Here is a 24,646-nt window from a genome sequence, read left to right on the forward strand (position 1 = left end):
TTCTTCGGGCAGCGGCCTCGTACTTCCGACGGAGAGAATGCGGTCCGGACCCGACCAGGGGATGATCGGTCGGAGGACGGGGATCTGGCAGACTCTGTGCCTATGGGTGAGACGATCGTGACAACACTTGAGGGCCGGCAGGCGCCCACCGCATCACCCATCGCGGGCGAGGAAGATGACCGCAATGGGCGGAATCTCCTGCGTCGTCTGCGGACCCCCCGCCGTCCCCGGCTGTGGTTCGAGATCCTGCTGATCGCGGTGAGTTACTGGACGTACTCACTGATCCGCAACGCCGTGCCGGAGCAGAAGGCTCAGGCGCTGCGCAACGCCGACTGGATCTGGCGGGTCGAGCACGACCTCGGGATCGCCGTCGAGCGGGGCGTCAACCACGCCGTGGACTCGGTGACATGGCTCATCGTCGGCATGAACTACTACTACGCGACGCTGCACTTCGTGGTGACGCTCGGCGTACTGGTCTGGCTCTTCCGCAAGCATCCCGGGCGGTACGCGGCCACGCGCCTCGTCCTCTTCGCGACGACGGCGGTGGCCCTGGTCGGCTACTACCTCTATCCGCTGGCGCCGCCGCGCCTGATGAACGGCACCACCTTCATCGACACGGTCCTGGTGCACCACACGTGGGGCTCGATGGCCTCCGGTGACCTGAAGAACATGTCGAACCAGTACGCGGCGATGCCGTCGATGCACATCGGCTGGTCCCTGTGGTGCGGCCTGACGATCTTCGCCCTGGCGTCGGTGCCGTGGGCCAAGGTGCTCGGCCTGCTCTACCCCGTGGTGACGCTCGTGGTGATCGTGGCCACGGCCAACCACTTCTGGCTGGACGCGGTGGGCGGCATGATCTGCCTGGCCTTCGGCCTCGCGGTCACCCGCCTCTGGTACGGCGCGCTGCCGCCCGCGCTACCACGCGAGGTGTAGCACCGGGGCTGCGCCCCGTCAGGGGCGCGGGGAACCGCGCGAGCAACCACAACCGACCCGCACCCGCCACCCCGCAGCCCACGGCAGACGCCCAAGCGGGGGCCCGCCGCAGGCGAAGGGGGCCCACTCAAACCCCGCGGTGAGCGACCCGCCCTCCCACCACCGTGAGGAACACCGGCGCCGCCGCCACCTCATCGGCCGGCGCCACCACCGGATCGAGCCCGAACGCCGTGAGATCCGCCCGGCACCCGGGGGCGATCCGCCCCGCCACTCCCCCCTCCCCCGCGGCGACGGCCGCGTGCGTCGTGCAGCCCTCCAGCGCCATGAGCCCCGTGAGCCCCGGCGCCCGCGAAGCCGCCCCGCGCGGACTGCGGGCGGTGGCCAGGACCTCACGTACGTCGTAGTGGGCGATCGGCCAGTCGGAGCCGAGCGCCACGTACGCCCCGGCGTCCCGCAGGTTCCGCATGCGCCAGGCCCGGGCGGCCCGCTCGTCGCCGAGCCGCTTGGACCACTCGTCGCTGTGGTCGGCCCGGGTGTACGCGGTGTGCGGCGGCTGCATCGAGGCGATGACGCCCAGCTCGGCGAAGCGCGGGACCGTGTCGTCCGGCACGGTCTCGATGTGCTCGATCCGGTGCGCGAGGCGCCCGCCGTCGCCCAGTGACGCCACGGTGTCGAGGACGTGCCGCACGGCCGCGTCCCCGATGGCGTGCGTGGCGGTGCGCACCCCGGCCGCGTGCAGGCGCCGCACGGCGTCCGCGTACGCCTCCGGGTCCGGCCAGAAGGCGTCGGTGCCCTGGCCGTGGCAGTCCGCGTGCTCCAGCCAGGCCGTGCCGCCCTCGACCGTGCCGTCCATGAAGAACTTGGCGCCGCCGACCTGCCACAGCCGCCCCGCCTCGGCCTGGAGGGCGATGATCTCCTCGATGCCCTCCGCGCCCACACCGGGCATGCACCAGGGGGCGAGCCGCAGCCGCAGCGGCAGGTCGCCCGCCTCCTCGACGGCCGCGAGCAGCTGCGGTACGTCCCCGCCGCCCATGTCCATGACGTGCGCGCCGGTCAGGCCGGTGGCCGCCATGGCGGACAGCAGTTCCACGAGGCGGTCGCGGCGCTCGGCGAAGGAGGGCCGCGGCAGCACGGACTGGACGAGATCCATCGCGGCATGCTCGATCAGGTGCCCGGTGGGCCGCCCGTCCGCGTCGCACACGACGGTGGAGCGCTGCACGAACTCCCTCGGACCCTCGATGCCGGCCGCGCGCAGGGCGGCGCCGCTGACCAGGGCGGAGTGGCCGTCGTAGAGGCGGATGAAGGCGGGCGCGCCGTCGAGCACGTCCTCGATGAGCGCGCGGTCGACGGCCCGCCCGCCGAAGGCGTTGTGGTCGAGCCCCCAGGCGACGACCCACCCCCCGGTCCGCTCGGCCCCGCGCAGCGCGGCCCGGAGCCCGTCGAGATCGCGTACGGCGGACAGATCGAACCCCGTGGCCATCTCCAGGCCCCACACGGGGTGACTGTGGGAGTCGACGAGGCCGGGCACGAGAGACGCCCCCGCGAGGTCGATCACCTCGGTGCCGGGCCCTCGCCGGTCACGTACGCCGTCATCGGTGTCGGCGACGGCGGTGATCACCCCGTCGCGGACGGCGAGCGCGGTGGCGTGCGGCCGGCCGGGGTCGAGGGTGCGGATGCGGGCGCCGGTGAGGATGAGGTCGGCGGTGGGCACGGTGGCTGCTCCTAGGCGGTGGGGCTGGTCGTGGTGAGGGAAGCGGCGGGCCGCTCGGAGGGTTCCGGGGGCGGTTCCGCGGCGAAGTTCGCGTAGACCTCGGGGCGGCTGCGGCGCAGCCGCCACGCGAGCGCGACGCCGAGGACGAGGACGGCGGGGACGAGGGAGACGAGGAGGGTGTTCACCAGGGGCGAGGCTCCGGTGAAGAGGTCGACGTGCGTGACGACGAGGACGAGGGCCGCGCCGAGCAGGACCGTCGCCACGACCGGGGCGACGACGGTGCGCAGGACGCCCTCCTGGTGGCCGGCCCGGCGGAAGTAGCAGGGCACGGCGACGGCGGCGAACAGCTGGAGCGTCAACAGGCCGATCATGCCTGGCGTGTTGACCCACAGCAGGAGCTGTTGGTACGGGTCGGCTCCGGCCGCGGCGAAGGCGAGGACGACGGCCGCGCCGAGCACGGTCTGGGCGGCGCCCGCGACGTACGGCGAGCGGTGGCGCGGGTGGACGCGGCCGAGGGCCTTGGGCAGGACGCCCTCTTCGGCGAGGGCGAGGCCGTAGCGGTTGATGGCGTTGTGGAAGGCGAGCAGGGAGGCGAGGACGCTGGTGACGATGAGGACGTGCATGAGGTCGGCGGCCCAGGCGCCGACGTAGGTGGTGATGGCGGAGAAGAAGAGCCCGGCGGGGTCGTTGCTCGCGGCCTTCACGACCTGCTCGTCGCCGAAGGCCTGGATGACGGTCCAGACGACGAAGGCGTAGAAGAGGCCGAGGAACGCGACGGCGATGTAGGTGGCGCGCGGCACGGTCCGGTCGGGGTCGCGTGCTTCGCGGCGGTAGATGACGGTGGACTCGAAGCCGGTGAACGCGGCGAAGGCGCAGGCCAGGACGGCCGCGGTGCCGGGGACGAGGACGTTGCCCGGCGCGAGGCCCGCGAGGCTGAGCCCGTCGGCGCCGCCCTTCACGAGCACGCCGCCCGCGAGCAGTACGAGGATGCCGGTCTCGGCGACGAGCAGGACGCCGAGGAGTCTCGCGCCGAAGTCGATGGAGCGGAAGCCGCCGTACCAGATGAGCAGCAGGCCCGCGAGGGAGACGGGGAGCCAGGGGATGTCGGCGCCGAAGAGGGCGTGCGCCGTGTCCTGGGTGGCGGTGCCGAGCAGGCCGTAGACGCCGATCTCCATGCCGTTGTAGCCGAGCATGGCGAGGAGCGCGGCGGCGATCCCGGCGGGGCGGCCGAGGCCGCGGGTGATGTACGCGTAGAAGGCGCCGCCGCCGCGGACGTGCCGGCTCATCGTGGTGAACCCGACGGCGAAGACGGTGAGGGTGACGCCGGCGAGGAGGTAGCCGACGGGGGCGCCGATGCCGCCGAGCGTGAGGGCGACCGGGGCGACGCCCGCCATCACGGTGAGCGGGGCCGCGGCGGAGACGACGAAGAAGGTGATGTCGGCGGTGCCGAGGGAGCCGGTGCGGAGCGTGGGCGCGGATCTCTCCGCGGTGCTGGTGGCAGGCATGGCGAAGCAGCCCTTCTGCGGCGGGCGGACGCGCGGCGCACGGCGGGGTGCCGGACGCCGGGCAGGAGGCGGGAGCCAGAAACCTAAAGGCTTTCGGTTTCGGCAATGTAGCCTCACCCTGGGCAGTTCGGGAAGACTTCACCGCGAGACGGAGAGATCGGGACCATGGGCCGGCCGCGCACACCACTCCTGGACCGGGAGCGCATCACGACGACCGCGCTGGAACTCGTCGACAGCGACGGCGACTTCAGCGTGCCGAAGATCGCCAAGCGGCTCGGCGTGCAGACGGGCTCGGTGTACCACCATGTGGACGGCCGCGACGGCATCGTCGAGCTGCTGCGGGAACGGGTGGCCGAGGCGATCGACTCCGCCACGCTCGACCCCGGCCGCCCCTGGGACGCCTCCCTCGCCGCCTGGGCCGCCTCCTACCGCGCGGCCTTCGCGGCCCACCCCCGGGCGATCCCCCTCCTGATGACGTCACCGGTGCGGGCACCGCGGGTGCTCCGGCAGTACGAGCGGGCGGTGACGCTGCTCCTGGCCGCCGGTTTCGCCCTGGCGGACGTCATGCCGCTGATCATCGCCCTGGAGAACATGGTGCTCGGCTCGGCGCTCGACCTCGCGGCGCCCGAGGCGATGTGGGAGCTGACGGACACATCGGCGACGCCCGCGCTGGCGCGAGCGCTGGACGCGGTCCCCCCGGGCCGCGCGGACCGGGCCTTCGAGCTGGCGCTGGCGGGGTTTCTGGCGCAGGCGGGGGCCATGCTGGCGGCGTACGACGAGCCGGGCGGCGGTCAGTAGCCGGGCGAGGGCCGGCGTTGATGGACCTGCCGGCCCCGGGGCGGGATGTGACGCGGGCACCGGCAGGAAAAGCGAGCCCTGCCGAGCAGACCTGCCCAGCACCGGCCTCTCGTCACTCGACCTCTCGGAAAACGGGACCGAACTCTTCGAGGAAGACCTTCGCGTTCACCCAGCGCGGCGCGTCACCCTCCACGTCCAGGTACTGGCACCGGTACCCGGTGTCGGCGCCGAGCGCGACTCTCTTGAGGGGCGGCATCTTGTCGCAGCGCAGTTCCTTCGCGTCCTTGCGGTACTGATCCCAGAACCGGCCCTGGACCGCCTTGGCCAGCAGTACTCCCGAGTCAGGAGGAAAGACGTGGTAATCGATGAACTGGACGGTCCAGGCTCCTCCGCCGGTGACATCCTCGACCAACACCTCCCAGGCCAGCTTCACGCCTCGGTAGGTGGCGGTGCACACCGTCCACTCCCCCTTCTTCACCGTGACCTCGTCGCCCTCACACCTCGCACCGACCTGGGCGCGGATGCCCGCCATGCCGAGGGTCTTCTCCCGTATCTCGTCCAACACCTTCTCGGTGAGCGAGGCGTCAGAACCGGGCGGCGGCGGCAGGCCCATCGCCGACCGTCCCAAGTCGGTGCCAATGAGCTCCGGTTCGGCCGAATCAACCACGACCGGCAGCTTCTTGACCGCTGCCGCGGGGCGGGGAGCGGGGCCGCCGCCATCGGGGCCCGGCCAGAACGCTCGGCCGATCCCCACGGCCGCGAGGCACGCAACGGCCACCACGAACGCCGCCTCGAAGCGGCTGAGACCTTCGAAGTACCGCCGGATCACCCGCCCAGCGTATCGGCGCGGCTCAGGACCGGACCCGGAACCGCAGGAAGAATCACGGGCTGACGAAGCGCCGCTAAGCCCCGTAGAACCTCTCCTCCACCACCGCTCGCGCCCGCCTCGTGATCCGCCGGTAGTCGTCCAGCATGTCGCCGACATGGCCCGCGTCATAGCCCAAGTAGCGGCCCACCGCGGCCAGTTCACGGCCCCCGGAGGGGAACGTGTCGCCCGCGCGGCCGCGCACCAGCATCACCGCGTTGCGTACGCGCGTCGCGAGCACCCAGGCCTCGTCCAGGGTCGCCGCGTCCTCGGCCGGGATCAGGCCCGCGGCGCAGGCGGCGGCCAGGGCCTCACGGGTGCGGGTCGTGCGCAGGCCCGGCTCGGCCCAGCCGTGCCGCAACTGGAGGAGCTGGACGGTCCATTCGACGTCGGAGAGGCCGCCGCGGCCCAGCTTGGCGTGGAGGGTGGGATCGGCGCCGCGCGGCATCCGCTCGCTCTCCATGCGGGCCTTCAGGCGGCGGATCTCACGGACCGCGTCCTCGCCGAGGCCCTCCGCGGGGTAGCGCAGCGGGGAGATCAGGTCGATGAAGGCACGGCCCAGCTCCTCGTCGCCCGCGACCGGTTCGGCACGCAGCAGCGCCTGGGACTCCCATACGAGGGACCAGCGGCGGTAGTAGGCCTCGTACGACCCAAGTGTGCGCACCAGCGGGCCGCTCCTGCCCTCCGGGCGCAGGTCGGCGTCGATGAGCAATGGAGGGTCAGCGGAGGGGAGTTGGAGGAGGCGGCGCATCTCCGCGACCACCTTCGCCGCCGCCTTCGCCGCCTCCTGCTCGTCGGCGCCCTCGCGCGGCTCGTGCACGAACAGGACGTCCGCGTCCGAGCCGTAGGCCAGCTCGTGGCCGCCGAAGCGGCCCATGCCGATGACCGCGAAGCGGGTCGGGAGCGTGTCGCCCCAGCCGTCGCGGACCACCGCGCGCAGCGTGCCCGCGATGGTGGCGGCGGTCAGGTCGGAGATCGCGTCGCCCACCCGGTCCACCAGCGCGCCGGGGTCGGCCTCGGCGGGGCTCTCCTCCGTGCCGTACGAGCCGATGATGTCCCCCGCAGCGGTACGGAACAGCTCCCGGCGGCGCACCCCGCGCGCCGCCGTCACGGCCTGCTCGGCGCCGTCGGCGCGGCGCACCGCCGCCAGGATCTCCTGCTCCAGGTGGGCGCGGCCGCGCGGCACCAGGCCCCGCTGGTCGCCGAGGAGGGCGACCGCCTCTGGGGCGCGCAGCAGCAGGTCGGGGGCGAGGCGGCCGGCGGACAGGACGCGGGCGAGGTTCTCCGCCGCCGCCCCCTCGTCGCGCAGCAGCCGCAGGTACCAGGGGGTCTTGCCGAGCGCGTCGGAGACCTGGCGGAAGTTCAGCAGGCCCGCGTCCGGGTCCGCGGAGTCCGCGAACCAGCCGAGCAGGACGGGCAGCAGCGTGCGCTGGATGGCCGCCTTGCGGGAGACGCCCGAGGCGAGCGCCTCCAGGTGGCGCAGGGCGCCGCTCGGGTCCGCGTAGCCGAGCGCGACCAGCCGCTCGCGGGCCGCCTCCGTACTCAACCGCGCCTCACCGGGGGCGAGTTGGGCGACCGCGTCGAGCAGCGGGCGGTAGAACAGCTTCTCGTGCAGGCGGCGTACGACGGAGGTGTGCCGCTTCCACGCGCGGTGCAGCTCGGTGATCGGCTCCGTGCGCATCCCGAGGGAGCGGCCGATGCGCCGCAGGTCCGCGTCGTCCTCGGGCACCAGGTGCGTGCGGCGCAGCTTGTACAGCTGGATGCGGTGCTCCAGGGAGCGCAGGAAGCGGTACGCGTCGTCGAGCTGGGCGGCGTCCACCCGCCCGACGTAGCCGCCCGCGCCGAGCGCGTCCAGGGCGACGAGCGTCGACCCGCTGCGGATCGAGGGGTCGCTGCGGCCGTGCACCAGCTGGAGCATCTGGACGGCGAACTCGACGTCCCGCAGCCCGCCGGGGCCGAGCTTCAGCTCCCGCTCGACCTCCCCCGCCGGGATGTTCTCGACGACCCTGCGGCGCATCTTCTGCACGTCCGGCACGAAGTTCTCGCGCTCGGCGGCGTGCCAGACCAGCGGCGCGAGGGTGGCGACGTACTCCTCGCCGAGCGCCAGGTCGCCCGCGACCGGGCGGGCCTTGAGCAGCGCCTGGAACTCCCACGTCTTCGCCCACCGCTGGTAGTAGGCGAGGTGGCTGGAGAGGGTCCGCACCAGCGGGCCGTTCCTGCCCTCGGGGCGGAGGTTGGCGTCGACGGGCCAGATGGTGCCCTCGACGTTCGTCTCGGAGCAGATCCGCATCATGTGCGAGGCGAGGCGTGTCGCGGCGCGCAGCGCCTTGCCCTCGTCGGCGCCCGCCACGCTCGCCCCGCCTTCAGTGGGCTCGGCGACGAAGATGACGTCGACGTCGGAGACGTAGTTCAGCTCGTGGCCGCCGCACTTGCCCATCGCGATGACCGCGAGCCTGCACTGCGCGGCGTCGCCGGGGGCCGCCGCGCAGGCCATGGCGAGCGCCGCGCGCAGCGTCGCCGTCGCGAGGTCCGCGAGCTCGGCCGCGGCCTCGGCCACGTCGGTGGTGCCGCACACGTCACGGGCCGCGATCGCCAGCAGGCAGCGGCGGTAGGCGACCCGCAGCGAGACCGGGTCGGTGGCGTCGGCGAGCCCGCGCTCGAAGTCGGCCACGCCGGGGTGCAGGTCGGCCGACTCGTAGGTGGCGAGGGCCCGCCAGTCCCGGGGGTGACGGGCGAGGTGGTCGGCGAGCGCCTCGGAGGCGCCCATCACCCCGAGCAGGCGGTCGCGCAGCGGCTTGGCGGTGACGAGGGTGTCGAGCAGTTCCCGCCGGCCGGCCTCGTCCTCCTGCGCCTCCACGAGACGTACGAGCCCGAGCAGCGCCAGGTCGGGGTCGGCGGTGGCGCCCAGCGCGTCCAGGAGCAGCGGGTCGGAACGGACGGCGCTCAGCTCCGGGGCGTCCAGGAGCCGTTCCGCCGCGGACGGATCCGTGAAACCGTGCCGCAGCAGCCGCGTGAACGTACTGCTTCTGCGCCCTTGCGGCAGCGTCATGGTCCGCGCCTCCGTTCGATCACTCCTCAGGGTGAGCCTACGGCCTGACCGGCGCGCTGGGCGCACGTGCGCGGCCCGCCCTCGCGGAGGACGGTCGAAGAAGCGCCGGAACCGTTCAGCCAGCGGTGGCGCTTCGCGTGACGGACATCGCGGCGGAACGCTCACAGGGGCCGGGGCCCCTGATGTACTGCGGCCATGGAATACACACTCGAAGTGATCCCGCTGCCGGTCAGCGACATCGACCGGGCCAAGGAGTTCTACCGCGACAAGCTGGGTTTCCACGTCGACATCGACGCCGAGGTCGCGCCGGGCCTGCGCATCGTCCAGCTGACCCCGCCGGGCTCGGGCTGCTCCATCGCCCTGTCCGACACGCTCTGGGAGTCGATGGACGGCCCGGCACCGGCGCCCGGCTCCTACCAGGGCATGCAGCTGTGCGTGGCCGACGCGAAGGCGGCACACGCGGAGCTGACCGCGCGCGGCCTGGACGTCACGGAGCCGGTGCAGCACGCGCCGCAGGACGGCGGCACGTTCATGTACTTCAAGGACCCGGACGGCAACGGCTGGGCGATCCAGGAGTACCGGGTCCGCGCGGCCACACCGCTGCGGGAGGCGATCACCTCCGGTTGAGCGGTGCGGGGGCGGCGTGCGCGCTCCCTACGGGACCGTGCGCTGCTGCCACGACCCCGCGAGGGCGGCGTGCGGGAGAGGGAGAAACCGGGGGTGGGTCGCGGAGCCGCCCCCGGCGGTGGCCGCGTCCTTGTCGCGGGCGCTTCGGCGGCTGCGCGCCGACGCTTCGTGCATGCGCGCCAGACGGTTCCCCTGGCGTTCCATGTCCTTACGTCGCCGGGCGCGGCGCCAGGCACCGCGCCACCGCTCCACCTCCACGCCGTCGGTCACCGCGCACACCCGCAAGAAGGCCGTGAGCTGCGCGAGGTCGAGCATGGACCTGCCCGCCAGCATCCGCAGCACCGTGCTGTGCGGCAGCTCACCGTGGCGACCGGCCCGGCGTTCCATCTCGTCGACGGGCATCGCCCCTGCCCTGTGGTAGAGCTCGCGCAGCGCATGGATCAGGTCGTCCCGCCTGTAGATCTGGTCCGGCCTGGGCACACCGGCCCCGGGATTCCTCCGCCGGTACTCGGCGTAGCGAGCGGCCTGCCACAGCCGCCGCGCCTCACCGGCCGGGGCCCCACAGACCCGGGCATACGCCTCCACGACCGGCAGCCGGGGAATCCGGCGCCCGCTGGCGGCACGGGAGAAGGTGGTGGCGGAGAAGGCGTGCCCGCACCGCTGCGCCATTTCCCGATGGGTCAGCGCTGCCGCCCGGCGCTGCCTGCGCAGCCACTCGGCGAGCTCCTCCAGGCCCGGGTCGGAGGTGGAGATGGGCTGCTCCGGACGTGCCACGGCCGGCCCCGGTCACAGTCCTTCGGGCGCGACCGGAGCGCGTCGGGCCAGATGAGCGCCGATCAGACCGCAGGTCGCCAGGACTTCGGCCACCACGATGACGGGCATTCCGGTGAGCGCCAGCGCGGCGCCGAGTACCAGGACCACGATGACGATGACGGCCCGCTGGCCGTCCGGACGGACAGCGGGCTTGGGCGCGACGCACGGCGGACGCCGATGTGAGTGCATGAGGTACCTCTGGATCTCGAAGTGCCCGGGTTTCCTGCCCGGTTCAGCCACGGACGGTTGTCCGACAGGGCGCCGGCGAGCGCCCGTCGGCAACATGGTGGCACCGGATCCCGAGGCCCTCGCGGGGTTGATGCACCCCCGCCCCACTCGTACGACTGCCGGTGGGGTCAGCCGCGATCGGCATACCTCACCGACACTGTTTCACCTGCGCGTACGGAGAGTTCCCGAACGTTCGTGCCGCGTGGCGAGGGCGGTTGATGCATCCCGTGCCCACCGTGACCAGAAAAATTGGTACCCCGCCCGGGAACCCGGACCTCGGGAACCTTCCGGCAACGGCTCCGGCCTCAGAGAACCGGCAGGTTCTTCCGCAGCTCGAAGGCCGTGACCTCGCTGCGGTACTCCTCCCACTCCTGCTTCTTGTTCCGCAGGAAGAAGTCGTAGACATGCTCGCCCAGCGTCTCGGCGACCAGCTCCGACTTCTCCATGAGCGCGATCGCCTCGCCCAGGTTCTGCGGCAGCGGCTCGATCCCCATCGCGCGGCGCTCGGCATCCGAGAGCGCCCACACGTCGTCGTCGGCGCCCGGCGGGAGTTCGTAGCCCTCCTCGATGCCCTTGAGCCCGGCGGCGAGCAGCACCGCGTACGTCAGGTAGGGGTTGGCGCCCGAGTCGATCGAGCGGACCTCGACGCGCGCCGAGCCGGTCTTGCCCGGCTTGTACATGGGCACGCGGATCAGCGCGGAGCGGTTGTTGTGGCCCCAGCAGATGTACGAGGGGGCCTCGCCGCCCGCGCCCGCCGTGCGCTCGGAGCCGCCCCAGATGCGCTTGTAGGAGTTCACCCACTGGTTGGTGACCGCCGAGATCTCCGCGGCGTGCCGCAGCAGGCCCGCGATGAAGGAGCGGCCGACCTTGGAGAGCTGGTACTCGGCGCCCGACTCGTAGAACGCGTTGCGGTCGCCCTCGAAGAGGGACAGGTGCGTGTGCATGCCCGAGCCGGGGTGCTCGGAGAACGGCTTGGGCATGAAGGTGGCCTGGACGCCCTGCTCCAGCGCGACCTGCTTCATGACCAGGCGGAACGTCATGATGTTGTCGGCCGTGGAGAGCGCGTCCGCGTACCGCAGGTCGATCTCCTGCTGGCCGGGGGCGCCCTCGTGGTGGCTGAACTCGACCGAGATGCCCATGGATTCGAGCATCGTGATGGCCTGGCGGCGGAAGTCCATGCCCACGTTCTGCGGGGTGTGGTCGAAGTAGCCGGAGTTGTCGGCGGGCGTCGGCCGCGAGCCGTCCAGCGGCTTGTCCTTGAGCAGGAAGAACTCGATCTCGGGGTGGGTGTAGAAGGTGAAGCCGAGGTCGGAGGTCTTGGCGAGGGCGCGCTTGAGTACGTAGCGCGGGTCGGCGAAGGACGGGGAGCCGTCCGGCATCAGGATGTCGCAGAACATGCGGGCGGTGCCGGGCGCCTCCGCGCGCCAGGGCAGCACCTGGAACGTCGACGGGTCCGGCTTGGCGATCATGTCCGACTCGTACACCCGGGCGAAACCCTCGATCGCCGAGCCGTCGAAGCCGATGCCCTCGTCGAAGGCCTGCTCCAGCTCGGCCGGGGCCACGGCCACCGACTTCAGGAAGCCGAGGACATCCGTGAACCACAGGCGTACGAACCGGATGTCGCGCTCCTCCAGCGTACGGAGCACGAATTCCTGCTGCTTGTCCATCTTCCGATTCCACCCATCCTTGCTGGTCAGGCCGCCTGCTCCCGCGTCATGTGACACCTCGGGCACACGAGCATCCCACTACCCGGTTTCGAACGCGTTGCGGACCCGTGCCGCCGGGCGCCGAGCCGTGCCGCGTGCCGCTCTGTGCCCATAGTGCCTGCTGATCGGTCGCTCTGTAACGGCGGGCCGCCACGGGCCGCCGGCGGCGCCGAGCCGTGAACCGGGCGCAGGCTAGTGCGCGGCTTCCTGTTCGTCGGGGGCGGGGTCCGTACGCGGCTCCCGGTCCGGCGGGGGTCTCCGGCCGCGTCCTCGGTTCGTCGAGGGGCGGGGGCCGTACGCGGCTCCCGGTCCGACGGGTCCCCGGACGCGTCCTCGGCTCGTCGAGGGGCGGGGCCCGTACGCGGCTCCCGGTCCGACGGGTCCCCGGACGCGTCCTCAGTTCGTCGAGGGGCGGGGCCGCGGCGGTGTGTCCGTCCTCGCTATCTTGGCGTCGGCGCCTCGCTGCTTCGGAGCTCGGCGCTGCACCACTGTGCTCCGGGCGGACACACCGCCACGTCCCCTCGGGTCTCGATCACGGCTGCGGACCGGAGCCACCGCGCCGAGGCTCCTACGGGGCTGCGCCGCCGCTGGGTGACGGGCGGGTTGGGTGGGAGATGTCCTTGCGGTGCGGTCAGGGGCGTGCGCGGGCACCGCATGGCTCGGACCACGGCACCCGCTGGGCCGCGCCCCGTAGCGTGCGCAGGCACCGCATGGCCGGACCACGGCGCCCGCTGGGCCGCGCCCCGTGGCGTGCGCGGGCACCGCATGGCCGGGCCACCGCACCGCCGCTAGGCCACGCGCCGCAGGTCCTTGCGGAGGAGGCGGCCGCGGAGTGGCACTCCGGCCACGTACCGTTCGACCTCGGCGACCGCGTACTCGCCGAGCCGCCGCACCTCACTCCCCTGCGCCCCCGCGATATGCGGCGTGACGAGGACGTTCGGGAGCCGCAGCAGGACATGCCCCGCGGGCAGCGGCTCGGGATCCGTGACGTCCAGGAACGCGTCGAGGCGCCCCGCCCCGCACTCCCGCGCCAACGCCTCCGTGTCGACGAGTGAGCCGCGGGCCGTGTTGATGACGGACCCGCCGTCCGGGATCAGCTTCAGCATGGCCTCGCTCAAGAGGCCACGGGTCTCGGGGAGTTGCGGCGCGTGCACCGTGACGACGGTGCTGCGGGCGCACAGTTCGGGGAGCGGGGCCAGTTCCACGCCGAGCGACGCAGCCTCGGCGGGCGTCACGTAAGGGTCCGTGAGCAGCACGCGATACCCCGCGTCGCAGGCCCCCAGCGCAGCGATCACGCGCCGCCCGATGCGGGACGCCCCGACGACACCGACGGTGCACCCGTCGGCCCCGGCGCGCTCGGCGAACGACGGCCACCCGTCCACGTACCCGGCGGCCGCCCGCAACGCCCCCTTCGCCGCGAACGTGATCGCCGCCAGGGTGAAGGCCACCACAGGATCCGCGTTGGCATCCGCCGCCGAGGAGACGACGATGCCGCGCTCCCACACCGCCTCCGTCACCATCGCCTTGACCGACCCCGCCGCGTGCACGACCGCCCGCAGACGCGGCGCGTACGCCAGGACCTCGGGGGTCAGCGGCGGGCACTCCCAGCCCGTGACCAGGATCTCCGCCCCGGCGAGCACCGCCCGCGCCGCAGGTCCGGTGAGCGGACCGGTCAGCACTCCGGGCACCAACTCCACATGGGAACTCAGCCGTTCACGTAGGTCCGGAGGGAAGGCCCGGGCCGCGACCTCGGCGCCCATCGCCAGGGCCGTGATCGGCGGTCCGCCGGCCCGCTCCGCCTGCTGTGCCTGATCTGCCACGCGTGACCGTCCCTCGTAGTAACCGGTTACTCACCAGCGTCTGGAGGCTAGGACTAATTCGAGAGCGAGGTCAAGGCATCGCTGGGCCAAGGGGGTTGACCGAGCGCAGTAACCGCTTTAGATTCCGGGCACCTTATTCCGACGACGGAGGGGTTGCCGTGCCCACGGTGACGAAGGACGGGGCGGAAACCGCGGCGGTGAAGCCGCCCGGCAGGCGTGTCAGCGGGTCAAGCGGAGACGAACCAGTCCACGACGAGCTGTGGAAACGGTTTCGGCGCACCCGCTTCCTGGTCCTGCTCATGGTGCCGGGACTGGTGTACTTCCTGGTCTTCCACTACGGCGCCTTCATCGCCAACGCGGTGGCCTTCAAGGAGTACGTCCCCTTCGACGGCCTGTGGGCCAGCCCCTGGGTCGGCACCGCGAATTTCGAGCGGATGTTCGGCGACCCGGACTTCTGGCGCGCGACCTGGAACACCCTGTTCATCGCCGTGCTCCAGCTCGTCTTCTTCTTCCCGGCACCACTCGCTCTCGCCCTGCTCCTGCACAGCCTGACCTCGGACCTGCTGCGCCGCTTCACGCAGTCCGTGATCTATCTGCCGCACTTCCTGTCATGGGTCGTCGTGGTCGCCCTCTTCCAGCAAGTGCTCAGCGACACCGGCCTGTTGAACACCTTCCTGAGCGACTCCGGGCTGCACACCGTCGACATCATCGGCAACCCGGACGCGTACAAGCCGCTCGTCGTGTTCGAGGTGATCTGGAAGGACGCCGGATGGGGGACCATCATCTTCCTCGCCGCGCTCATGCAGGTCGACGAGCAGTTGTACGAGGCATCGGCGATCGACGGGGCCGGTCCCTGGCGCCGCTTCTGGCACGTCACGCTGCCCGGCATCCGGCCCATCATCATCCTGCTGCTGATCATGCGGCTCGGCGACATCCTCTCCGTCGGCTTCGAACAGATGCTGCTGCAACGCCAGTCGGTCGGCCCTGAGGTCGGTGAGGTGCTCGACACCTTCGTGTTCTGGCAGGGCATCGTCGGCGGCGACACCGGATACGCGGCGGCCGCTGGCCTGTTCAAGGGCGTCGTCGGCGCGGCGCTCGTCTTCGCCGCCAACCGCGTCGCCCACCGGCTCGGCGAGCAGGGGGTCTATAAGTGAGCAGCATCCTGAAGACTCAGGTGAGTGCCGGCCAGAGCACGCGGCCCGCCTGGATGGAGAAGCCCCGGTTCGCGACCAAGGCCGCCAAGGCCGTGGCGGTCGTGATCGTGCTCGGGCTGGTCCTGATCCCCTTCCTCGTCATCGTCTCGACGTCGCTGGCCTCCAACCGCGAGGTCGTGGACAACGGCGGCTGGGTGCTGTGGCCGAGCGACCCGACGCTGCGCGCCTACCGCACCATCCTGAGCGGCGGCATCGTCACCAAGGCGCTGGGCGTGAGCGTGGGCCTCACCGTCGTGGGCACGCTGTTCTCCCTCGCGTGCACCACCTTCCTCGCCTACGCCCTCGCCCGCCCCGGTGTCTTCGGCGGCAGGCCCGTCCTGCTGCTCATCCTCTTCACCTTCCTCTTCCCGCCCGGCATGATCCCCGCGTTCTTGCTGGTCAAAGGCATGGGGATGATGGACACCTATGCCGCGCTCATCGCCCCCGTACTCATCAACGTCTTCAATCTGATCGTGCTGCGCGGCTTCTTCCAGGGCATCCCCGAGGAGCTGTACGAGGCGGCCAGGCTCGACGGCGCGGGTGACTGGCACATCCTGTGGCGGATCGTGCTCCCGCTCTCCAAGGCGGCCCTCGCCGTGGTCTCCCTCTTCTACGCCGTGAGCTATTGGAACGCCTGGTTCCATGCCTCGATCTACATGGAGTCGGACCACTGGCCGCTCTCCCAGGTGCTCCGTACGTACGTCATCGGCGGCTCGCAGATCGCCGACACGGGCCTGAGCGAGGCCGGCATGGTCTCCGCCCCGCAGACGACGCAGATGGCCGTCCTGGTGATCGCCACGGTGCCGATCCTGGTCGTCTACCCCTTCCTCCAGAAGTACTTCACCAAGGGCGTGCTCACCGGCGCCATCAAGAGCTGAGCATTCCCGCTCATCGTCCAGAAGGGCCTTCACGTGTCCGGATCCCCGATGTCACGGCGCACCCTGCTGCGCTCCATAGCCGTCGGCGGCGCCGCCCTGGCCGCCCCGTCCGTCCTCACCGCCTGCTCGACCGGCTCCGGCGGCGGTGGCGCCGTCTCCAACGCGGGCAAGAAGGCGGTGCCCTGGCCCGCGTACACGCCGGCCGACGGCCCCTCCCCCGACCTGGCGCCGACCAAGGAGGGTGTCCAGGCCGGGTACACGAAGTACCCCGAGAAGCTCGTCCGTGCCGTGAGCGAGAAGCCGGGCGACGGCAAGCAGAAGATCCGGGTCATGACCATCACCTACGGCACCCCGCCGAAGCCCGTCGGCCGCAATAAGTACTGGCAGGCGGTGAACGAGGCCCTGGGCGTGGAGATCGAGTTCACCGTCGTGCCGGACGCGGACTTCCGCCCCAAGATGTCCACGCTGATGTCGGGCGATGACCTCCCAGACATGATCAACTTCGGAGGCGGGTACGTGCTGCCGAGGGAGTCGCAGTTCGTGAAGGCCCGCTGCGCCGACCTGAGCGAGCACCTGTCCGGCGACGCCGTCAAGGACTACCCCAACCTCGCCAACATCCCGACGTACGCCTGGGAGGGCATGGGCCGCATCGCCGGGCGCATCTACGGACTGCCGGTCGAGCGTGCCAAGGTGCACGGCGCCATGTTCATCAACCGTGAGGCCTTCGACGAGGCCGGTTACCGGCCCGGCATGTCCGCCCCCGACTTCCGCGCGATGGCCGAGGAGGCGACCCAGGACAAGCGGTTCGGCCTCGGCGCGTCCACGGTGGGCTTCTTCGGGTACCTCTACCACGCGATGTGGCACGGCGCGCCCAACCAGTGGCGGATCAAGGACGGCAAGGCCACCGACATGTACGGCACCGACGCGTTCAAGGCCGCCCTGGAGTACATGGCCGGGCTGCGCCAGGACGGCTCGTACAACCCCGACGCCACCTCGATCTCCCAGGTCGACCTGAAGACGCAGTTCCACAACGGGACGGTCCGCTCGATGACGGACGGCTGGGGCGCCGTCGTCTCCAACGCCCAGGGCATCAAGGGGGAGTTCACGCTCGACGTCGCCGAGCCGTACGCGGTGGACGGGGTCACCCCCGTCTACCAGCAGAACCGCGGCTGTTTCGGCTACACCGTCATCAAGAAGGCCTCCAAGGAGCGCGTCAAGCTGATGCTGCGCGTACTGAACTGGCTCGCCTCGCCGTTCGGCACCAAGGAGTACGAGCTGATGCACTACGGAGTCGAGGGCACCCACTTCCGGTACGACAGGGCGGGCGATCCGGTCGCCACCGAGCTGGGCCTCGTCGACTCGCGGACCAACCTGCCCTTCCCGTACCTCATGGACGCGCCCCAGCCGCTGTACTACCCGGGCTTTCCCGACCTCACGAAGCGGCTGCACGCCTGGCAGAAGAAGGTCGTCCCGCTGCTGGTGCCCGACGACCACTGGGGCCTGATGTCGGAGACGTACAACCGGCAGAGCGCCACGATGGACCAGATCATCACCGACGGTGTCACGGCGGTCGTCGCGGGGCGCAAGAAACTCTCCGACTGGGACGGCATCTACAAGAAGTGGCGGTCCCAGGGCGGCGAGCGCTCCGCCGAGGAGTTCCTGAAGGAGTACGAGGCCGCGCACTGAGCCGGCGGCGGGGCGCGGGATGATGGGTCCGACGGGTCCGGGGCGACGGGTCCGGGGCGGGGTCGCCGGGGGACAACTGCGCCTCGGGCCGCTGTGGTTGCCGAGTGAGGGAGACACATGGGAGAGCGGGTCACCATCCGTGACGTGGCCGCGCGCGCGGGCGTCTCGGTAGCGACCGTCTCGCGGGTCCTGGCGGGCAACTACCCGACGTCCACGGCGTCGCGCGCCAAGGTGCTGCGGGCGGTCAAGGACCTGGACTACGTCGCCAACGCGCACGCGCGCGCGTTGGCGGGCGCCGGACGCAAGACGATCGCGGTGCTCATGCTCGACGTGGTGGGCGCCTTCTACGCGCAGGTCGCGCAGGGTGTGGAGATGGAGGCCGCCCAGCACGGCCGCCTCACGCTGGTCTCCTCCACGGGCAGCGACCCGGCGCGCGAGCTGGCCCTCGTCCAGATGATGCGGGAACAGGCCGCCGAGGCCGTGGTGCTCGTCGGCGGCGTCACGCAGGACGACGAGTACCGGCAGCGGATGGCACGCTACGCCGAGGTCCTCGCGGCGGCGGGCTCCCGGCTCGTCCTGTGCGGCCGTCCCGCACCGGCGCCCGACGTGCCCGCGCTGGTCGTCGAGTACGACAACGAAGCGGGCGCCCACGCCGTCACCAGCCACCTTCTGGGCGCAGGCCACCGGCGGATCGCGCTGATCGGCTATCAGCCGGGGAACACCACCGGTGAGGACCGCCTCGCCGGTTACCTCCGGGCGCTCGCCGACCACGGGGTGCCGCGCGACGAGGCGCTGCTCCACGGCGTCGGCTTCGGGCAGAACTTCGGCTACCGGGCGATGCGGGACCTGCTGGCGCGGGCGGACGGGAAACCGGACTTCACGGCGGTCTTCGCGGGGGACGACCGGGCCGCGGCGGCGGCGATCATCGCGTTGCGGGAGTACGGGCTGCGGGTGCCGCAGGACATGTCGGTGGTCGGCTACAACGACGACCCCGTGGCCGGGGACATCACCCCTGGTCTGACGACCGTCCACATCCCGGCCGAGGAGATGGGCCGCACCGCGGTTCGCCGCGCCCTGTCCGGCGCCCCGCGCACGGGCCAGGAACGCCATCTGCTGGGCACGCATATCGTGATCCGGGAGAGTGTGCGGGCGGTTCGGGGGGCCGCCGGGGGCTGAGTGGTGTGTGCTGCTGCGGGCCGTGGGGGCCGAGCGCGCAGTTCCCCGCGCTCCTTTCAGGGGCGCGCTCCGAGGATCGCCGCCGCCACGTCCGCAGGACGGTCCCGCATCACCAGGTGCCCCGCGGGCACGGCCACCCGGAAGGTCCCGCCGAGACGTGCGGCCAGCCCCCGCTGACGTCCCAGCCACTCCCCCGAACCCTCCGCGTAGGCCGCGAGCACCGTCACCGGCACCCCGACGGGCAACGGCACGGCCACCCGCAGCCGAGCCAGTTCCACCGCCGCGTCGCCATACGTCACGTACTCCATGAGCGCCGCCCGCCACACCCGCCCGGTCCCGTACACCCGCGCCCACGGCGTCGGCGCCGTCAGCCTCCGCAGCGTGGGCCCCACGGCGCGCGGCACCCCCGCCGCACACAGCAACGCCCCGCACGCGCGCGTGCCCGCCACCCGCGCCCCGCGAGGTACCCGCACCCGTGGCCGCTCCTCGACACTGGAGTCGACGAGGACGAGCCCGGCCGTGCGCCCCGGATGAAGCCGCGTGAACGCCTCCGCGTGGAACCCGGCGAGCGAGTGCCCCACCACCGTCGCCCGCTCCCCGCCGAGGCCCACCGCGTCCAGCACCCGCAGGATCCGCTCCGCCTCGCCCCGCAACGTGGGCGCCACGCGCGCGTGCCCGCTCAGTCCGAGCCCGGGGCGGTCGAAGCGGACGACGGTCCGGTGCGGCGCGAGCAGCGGCACCACCGGGTCCCAGTCGAACCAGCCGAGCCCGAGCCCGGCGCTCAGCACACACACCGGCCCGCTCCCGGTCACCGCTACGTGGTGCGGCACTCCGCCAATGCGTACGAAGGTCATCCGCGCCGCTCGGTGGAGGACGAGGGCGGCGCCGAGGACGCGGCGGCCGCCAGGGACCAGGCGAGGACCACGGTCCAGACCGCGATGAACAGCACCTGGAGCCGCTGCCCGACCCCGAGCCCCCATGTCCCGCGCCCCGCCTCGAACGCGGCGACGGAGGCCAGCGTCCACGCGGTGGCGGCCAGTTCGAGGACGACCAGGGCGGGCCCGGTGCGGGCGAGCGCGGGCCACGTCCCCGCGCCGCGCCGTGCCGCGACGGTGAGCAGCACCATGCCGAGCAGCGCCCCGCCGATCGCGAGGGCGCTGCTGAAGGCGTGCGCGGAGTGCGTCCAGGGGACGGTGCCCGCCGCCTCCCGCGCGGCGCACGCGGCGTCGGCGGTCGGCGCGCAGCTCAGCGGCAGCCGGGAGTCGGCCGCGGTGGCCGCCCCGTACAGCGCGAGCCCGGCCCAGCCCGCCGTGGTCCATCCCCGGCGCGGCAGCCACAGCAGCGCGCCCACCGCCGCCGCGAGGACGAGGAGCCCCGCCAGCAGGTCCGCGGTGCGGAAGAACGTGCCGTATGGCTGGTCCTCGGCGGCGAGTTCACTGACGTACGTCTGGAGGGGCGCCAGGCCGGTCGGCAGGAACGCCTCGATCGCCCAGGTGGTGTACAGGAGCGCGCCGAGCAGGAGGAGGCCCGGGAGGGCGAGGCGGGGCCGCCGTGGGCCGCCGGCCTGCCGCCGTGTCGGCCGTGCGGGCATGGGGGCGTCCGCCGTCGTGGAGGGGAAGCTCGGAGGGCCCATGCTAGGCCGCCGGTCGCGAGGGCCGGTGGTCCGGGTGGATCCACCCCGGTTTGCGGAACTTGAGGAAGGCGGCGGGCGCCAGCACGCCGAGGGCGAGCAGGCCCCCGCCGACGATCAGCAGATAGCGCCACAGCGGCCCCTCGCCGAACTGGTCGGGCGGCACGAATCCGATGGCGAGCGCGAGCACCGACGCGACGAACCCGACGCCCGCGACGACGGTCACGGCGGGGACCACGAAGCCGCGCGGCACGTGCGGCTGCGACTTCCGGAGCCGTACGACGGCCACGAACATCAGCAGGTAGGCGATGAGATAGATCTGCACGGTGATGACCGAGAACATCCAGTAGGCACTCGACACGTCGTCACTGAAGGCGTACATGACGCCGATCAGGGTGGTGACGACGCCCTGGGCGACCATGATGTTCCGCGGTACGCCCGCCTTGTTGAACTTCTGCAGGACGGGCGGCAGATAGCCCTCCTGCCGGGACAGCGCGACGAGCCCCTTGGCGGGCCCCGCGAGCCACGTGAGCATGCCGCCGAGCGCCGCCATGACGAGCATGACGCCGACGACCTTCGTCATCCAGCCGATGTGGAAGTGGTCGAAGAACGCCTGGAAGGCCTGCATCAGGCCGGCCGTGAGGCTGAGGTCCCCGGACGGCATGACCCAGCTGATGGCGAGGGCCGGAAGGATGAAGATCAGCAGGACGAGGCCGGTGGCCAGGAAGATCGACCGCGGGTACTCGGCCCGGGGGTGGCGCAGCGACGACACGTGGACGCCGTTCATCTCCATGCCCGCGTAGGAGAGGAAGTTGTTGACGATGAGGACCAGGCTGGCGAGCCCGGTCCAGGGCGGCAGCCAGTGGTCGGCGCTCATCGGCGCGGCGGAGGGGTTGCCCTGCCCCAGGAAGACGATGCCGAGGGCGACGAGTACGACGCCGGGGACGAGGGTGCCGATGATCAGCCCGAGGGAGGAGAGCCCGGCGACGGTCCTGGTGCCCCGGCAGGTGATCCACACGCCCGTCCAGTAGATGACGACGATGACGATCGCCACGTAGAGGCCGTTCTCGGCGAGGCTGGGGTGGACGACGTAGGCGAACGTCGAGGCGACGTAGGCAAGCAGGCTCGGGTAGTACGCGATGGTCATGGCGAACTGGCACCACACGGCGACGAACCCCAGGGGTTTGCCGAGCGCCTCGCTCACCCACCGGTAGATGCCGCCCGGCCACCCGGAGGCGAGTTCGGCGCCGACGAGGGCGGTGGGGAGCAGGAAGACCACGGCGGGCAGCAGGTAGAGGAAGACCGCCGCGAGTCCGTAGATGGCCATCGAGGGGGAAGGGCGGAGGCTGGCCACGGACGCGGTGGTCATGAAGGCGAGCGTCACCCAGGAGATGAACTGCCGTGGGATCGCGGGGTCCGGCTCCGGGAGGGTGCCGGCTCCGGTCTGCTCCGGTTCGTCCGTAGTCGTCATGCGTTCATGATCGACGCAGGGGCCGGAGCCCGCATGTCGCCCCATACCCGGTGGGGGTAGGGTGCCCCCATGGCGAGGACGAGGAACCGCACGGGGTACGGGCAGTGGCTGCTGCTCGCCGCGCTGCTCCTCGGGATCGTCACCATGCATACGTTGGGGCATCCCTCGGGGGAGCATTCCTCGGGCGGGCATACGTCGGGCGGGCATACGTCGCACGCGGCTGCGGCTGCGGCTGCTCGCGGTGGCGGTCACGGGGCCGAGGCCATGGGGCACGGCGTCGGCCATGCGGCCGTGTCCGCCCCTGATCCGGCGCCCGTCTCGGCCTCAACGCTGGAGTCGCGGTCACAGTCGCAGCCGCAGTCGCCCTCGCGGGACGGGGCGGCGGGCATGGGGATGGATCCGCTCTCCGTCTGCCTGGCGGTGCTGGGAGCCTTCACGCTCGTACTGCTGGTGCGGACGGGGCTGTCGCGGCCCGGCGGGACGCTCGCCCGTGCCCCCGCGGTCGGGCGCCCGAGTGCCCCGCGGCCCGAGGCGCCCCCGCCGCGTGTCCTGCTCTCCCGTCTGTCGGTGCTGCGCATCTAGGCCGGCGCACCGGCTGCTTCGCGCTGCCCGGAGAACTCGTGCGGTTCCGGTGGGAACCCATGGGTGTCGAGCGGTGCACCAGAAGCAGCGGATGCGCCCATTCGCACGCGCCACCATGACGAGGTGTCACCGACGATGCACGACAAGCACGACAAGCACGACATGCACGCCACGCACGACAAGCGTCCCGCGCACGACAAGCACTCTGAGCGCCACCAGCGGCCTGAGCACCACCGGCCCCACCAGCACGCGGAGCCGCGGCGCGCTCCCTCCCGCCGGGTTCTGCTCGGTGCCACGGCCACGGCTGCGGCCGTCGTCGCCGGGGCGGGCATCCTGACGGCCTGTTCCGGCTCGGACGCGGGCGGCGGCCATGGCGGAGGCCACAGTGGGAGCGGCGGGTCCGGCCCCGGGGGCTATGTGGACCCGGCGGGCGCCGAGGTCGCCGCCGCCGAGAAGAAGCGGGACCGGGGCGGCCGGGTCCGCGAAGTGAAGCTGATGGCCATGGAGACCCGGCTCGACCTCGGCGGCCGCGAGGTCCGCACCTGGGCGTATGGGGACGGGCTGCCCGGCAAGGAGGTCCGCGTCACCGCGGGCGACACCCTCGCGCTCACCCTCGCCAACCACCTCCCCGAGGCCACGTCCCTGCACTGGCACGGCATCGCCCTGCGCAACGACATGGACGGCGTCCCCGGCCTCACCCAGCGGGACATCAAGCCCGGGGCGGACTTCGCCTACCGCTTCACGGTGCCGGACCCGGGGACGTACTGGTTCCATCCGCACTCCGGCACCCAGCAGGACCGCGGGCTGTACGCGCCTTTGATCGTCGAGGACCCGAAGGAGCCGCTGAAGTACGACAAGGAGTGGGTGGTCGTCCTCGACGACTGGGTCGACGGAGTGGACGGCTCGACCCCGGACGGCGTGCTCGCGGAGCTGAGCAAGGGCATGGCCGGCCACGACATGGGCGGAAGCGGGGGCGGCGGCGCCGACGAGGGCGGCATGGACCACGGCGGCCACGGCGGCATGTCGCACGCGGCGGCGCGGACCGAGCCCTCCCCGAAGCCGAAGCGGACCTCCCGGCCCTCGCGGATGATGATGGGCGCCAAGAGCGACCTCCTCGGGGGCGACGCGGGCGACGTCGCGTACCCGCACTACCTGATCAACGGGCGTACGGCGGAGGCCCCCTCGCAGTTCCGCGCCCGCCCCGGCGACCGCATCCGCCTGCGGATCATCAACGCCGGTGGTGACACGGCCTTCCGCGTGGCGCTCGGCGGCCACGAGATGACGGTGACGCACACCGACGGCTTCCCCGTGGAGCACGCGAAGACGGACGCGCTGCTGCTCGGCATGGGCGAGCGGTACGACGTCCTGGTCACCGCCAAGGACGGCGCCTTCCCGCTGACCGCGGTGGCCGAGGGCAAGAAGGCGGCGGCGCTCGCGGTGCTGCGCTCGGGCGGCGGGGCCGCGCCGTCCGCGTCGGCCCGCCCCAAGGAGCTGACGGGCCGCCTCCTGACCGCGGACGAACTGCGGGCGGCCGAGTCCGTCGCCCTGCCGTCCCGCAAGCCGGACCGCACGATCAGGCTCCGCCTGACGGGTGGCATGGCGAAGTACGACTGGGCCTTCGACAAGAAGCCCTACGCCCCCGACCGGCGCCATCCGCTGCGCGCGGGCGAGCGGGTCCGCCTGGCCTTCGCCAACTCCACCTCGATGTGGCACCCCGTACACCTCCACGGCCACACCTTCGCCCTGACGAACGCGGCGAACGGCCCCCGCAAGGACACCGCGATCATCCTGCCGAACGGCACGCTGACGGTGGACTTCGAGGCGGACAACCCGGGCCTGTGGATGGTCCACTGCCACAACGTGTACCACTCGGAGGCGGGGATGATGACGGTGCTCGGTTACCGCGCCTGACGGCGCCCCCGGCCATGGGCCCGGAGGCAGGGCGGGCCAGAGACAAGGGGCACCCCACCCGGAC

Annotated in this window: 20 protein-coding genes; 9 read left to right on the forward strand and 11 right to left on the reverse strand. The window is 72.2% G+C overall.

Features of this window, described 5'->3' with window-relative positions; all coding sequences use genetic code 11:
- Positions 1-102 precede the first annotated feature (102 nt).
- On the forward strand, positions 103-933 hold the full coding sequence (locus ACF062_RS02450) for a phosphatase PAP2 family protein (RefSeq protein ID WP_392134642.1): 831 nt from the start codon (positions 103-105) through the stop codon (positions 931-933).
- A gap of 127 nt (positions 934-1,060) precedes the next feature.
- Here ACF062_RS02450 and ACF062_RS02455 read toward each other — a convergent pair whose 3' ends face one another.
- On the reverse strand, positions 1,061-2,644 hold the full coding sequence (locus ACF062_RS02455) for an amidohydrolase (protein ID WP_392134645.1): 1,584 nt from the start codon (positions 2,642-2,644) through the stop codon (positions 1,061-1,063).
- 11 nt (positions 2,645-2,655) lie between these two features.
- Positions 2,656-4,149, reverse strand: coding sequence for an APC family permease (locus ACF062_RS02460; protein ID WP_392134648.1), 1,494 nt, complete (start codon positions 4,147-4,149; stop codon positions 2,656-2,658).
- Between the two features lie 165 nt (positions 4,150-4,314).
- Between ACF062_RS02460 and ACF062_RS02465 the strand changes: the two genes are divergently transcribed.
- Entirely contained in the window at positions 4,315-4,947 is a 633-nt protein-coding gene (locus ACF062_RS02465; protein WP_392134651.1) for a TetR/AcrR family transcriptional regulator, read from the forward strand.
- Positions 4,948-5,059: 112 nt separating this feature from the next.
- Here ACF062_RS02465 and ACF062_RS02470 read toward each other — a convergent pair whose 3' ends face one another.
- Positions 5,060-5,776 (reverse strand): hypothetical protein, encoded by a 717-nt coding sequence (locus ACF062_RS02470; RefSeq protein WP_392134654.1) that lies wholly within the window; start codon positions 5,774-5,776, stop codon positions 5,060-5,062.
- 73 nt (positions 5,777-5,849) lie between these two features.
- On the reverse strand, positions 5,850-8,861 hold the full coding sequence (locus ACF062_RS02475) for a bifunctional [glutamine synthetase] adenylyltransferase/[glutamine synthetase]-adenylyl-L-tyrosine phosphorylase (RefSeq protein WP_392134657.1): 3,012 nt from the start codon (positions 8,859-8,861) through the stop codon (positions 5,850-5,852).
- 195 nt (positions 8,862-9,056) lie between these two features.
- On the opposite strand from ACF062_RS02475, the gene ACF062_RS02480 reads away from it, so the two are divergent.
- The gene (locus tag ACF062_RS02480; RefSeq protein WP_392134660.1) at positions 9,057-9,488 is read left to right on the forward strand and encodes a VOC family protein; all 432 of its coding nucleotides are present in this window, start codon (positions 9,057-9,059) and stop codon (positions 9,486-9,488) included.
- A 27-nt stretch (positions 9,489-9,515) separates the two neighbouring features.
- On the opposite strand, the gene ACF062_RS02485 is transcribed toward ACF062_RS02480, so the two are convergent.
- From ACF062_RS02485 to ACF062_RS02500, 4 genes are all read right to left on the reverse strand, one after another.
- Positions 9,516-10,262, reverse strand: coding sequence for a helix-turn-helix domain-containing protein (locus ACF062_RS02485; protein WP_392134663.1), 747 nt, complete (start codon positions 10,260-10,262; stop codon positions 9,516-9,518).
- Between the two features lie 12 nt (positions 10,263-10,274).
- Positions 10,275-10,490: a hypothetical protein gene (locus tag ACF062_RS02490; RefSeq protein ID WP_392134666.1), complete on the reverse strand. Its 216-nt coding sequence runs from the start codon at positions 10,488-10,490 to the stop codon at positions 10,275-10,277.
- Positions 10,491-10,834: 344 nt separating this feature from the next.
- Entirely contained in the window at positions 10,835-12,196 is a 1,362-nt protein-coding gene (locus ACF062_RS02495; protein ID WP_030786766.1) for a glutamine synthetase family protein, read from the reverse strand.
- Between the two features lie 827 nt (positions 12,197-13,023).
- The gene (locus tag ACF062_RS02500; protein WP_392136446.1) at positions 13,024-13,995 is read right to left on the reverse strand and encodes a hydroxyacid dehydrogenase; all 972 of its coding nucleotides are present in this window, start codon (positions 13,993-13,995) and stop codon (positions 13,024-13,026) included.
- Between the two features lie 359 nt (positions 13,996-14,354).
- Between ACF062_RS02500 and ACF062_RS02505 the strand changes: the two genes are divergently transcribed.
- From ACF062_RS02505 to ACF062_RS02520, 4 genes are all read left to right on the forward strand, one after another.
- Positions 14,355-15,209 carry an ABC transporter permease subunit gene (locus ACF062_RS02505; protein WP_356577355.1) on the forward strand — a complete coding sequence of 285 codons (855 nt, stop codon included), beginning with the start codon at positions 14,355-14,357 and terminating at the stop codon, positions 15,207-15,209.
- A 53-nt stretch (positions 15,210-15,262) separates the two neighbouring features.
- The gene (locus tag ACF062_RS02510) at positions 15,263-16,126 is read left to right on the forward strand and encodes a carbohydrate ABC transporter permease (protein WP_392136450.1); all 864 of its coding nucleotides are present in this window, start codon (positions 15,263-15,265) and stop codon (positions 16,124-16,126) included.
- A gap of 33 nt (positions 16,127-16,159) precedes the next feature.
- Positions 16,160-17,812 (forward strand): extracellular solute-binding protein, encoded by a 1,653-nt coding sequence (locus ACF062_RS02515; RefSeq protein ID WP_392134669.1) that lies wholly within the window; start codon positions 16,160-16,162, stop codon positions 17,810-17,812.
- 117 nt (positions 17,813-17,929) lie between these two features.
- Complete coding sequence (locus tag ACF062_RS02520; RefSeq protein WP_392134672.1) at positions 17,930-18,988, forward strand: LacI family DNA-binding transcriptional regulator; 1,059 nt, start codon at positions 17,930-17,932, stop codon at positions 18,986-18,988.
- A gap of 56 nt (positions 18,989-19,044) precedes the next feature.
- Here the strand turns inward: ACF062_RS02520 and ACF062_RS02525 are convergent, their stop codons facing one another.
- From ACF062_RS02525 to ACF062_RS02535, 3 genes are read right to left on the reverse strand one after another with little or no spacing between them, the layout of a single operon-like run.
- Entirely contained in the window at positions 19,045-19,842 is a 798-nt protein-coding gene (locus ACF062_RS02525) for an alpha/beta fold hydrolase (RefSeq protein WP_392134675.1), read from the reverse strand.
- Positions 19,839-20,579 (reverse strand): DUF998 domain-containing protein, encoded by a 741-nt coding sequence (locus ACF062_RS02530; RefSeq protein WP_392134678.1) that lies wholly within the window; start codon positions 20,577-20,579, stop codon positions 19,839-19,841. The genes ACF062_RS02525 and ACF062_RS02530 overlap by 4 nt, the downstream gene beginning before the upstream one ends.
- A 43-nt stretch (positions 20,580-20,622) precedes the next feature.
- Entirely contained in the window at positions 20,623-22,089 is a 1,467-nt protein-coding gene (locus ACF062_RS02535; protein WP_392134681.1) for an APC family permease, read from the reverse strand.
- A 69-nt stretch (positions 22,090-22,158) separates the two neighbouring features.
- Between ACF062_RS02535 and ACF062_RS02540 the strand changes: the two genes are divergently transcribed.
- Positions 22,159-22,671 (forward strand): hypothetical protein, encoded by a 513-nt coding sequence (locus ACF062_RS02540; RefSeq protein ID WP_392134684.1) that lies wholly within the window; start codon positions 22,159-22,161, stop codon positions 22,669-22,671.
- 123 nt (positions 22,672-22,794) lie between these two features.
- On the forward strand, positions 22,795-24,582 hold the full coding sequence (locus ACF062_RS02545; protein ID WP_392134687.1) for a multicopper oxidase family protein: 1,788 nt from the start codon (positions 22,795-22,797) through the stop codon (positions 24,580-24,582).
- Positions 24,583-24,646 lie beyond the last annotated feature (64 nt).

Source organism: Streptomyces sp. NPDC015345, assembly GCF_043078805.1.
Taxonomy (GTDB): domain Bacteria; phylum Actinomycetota; class Actinomycetes; order Streptomycetales; family Streptomycetaceae; genus Streptomyces.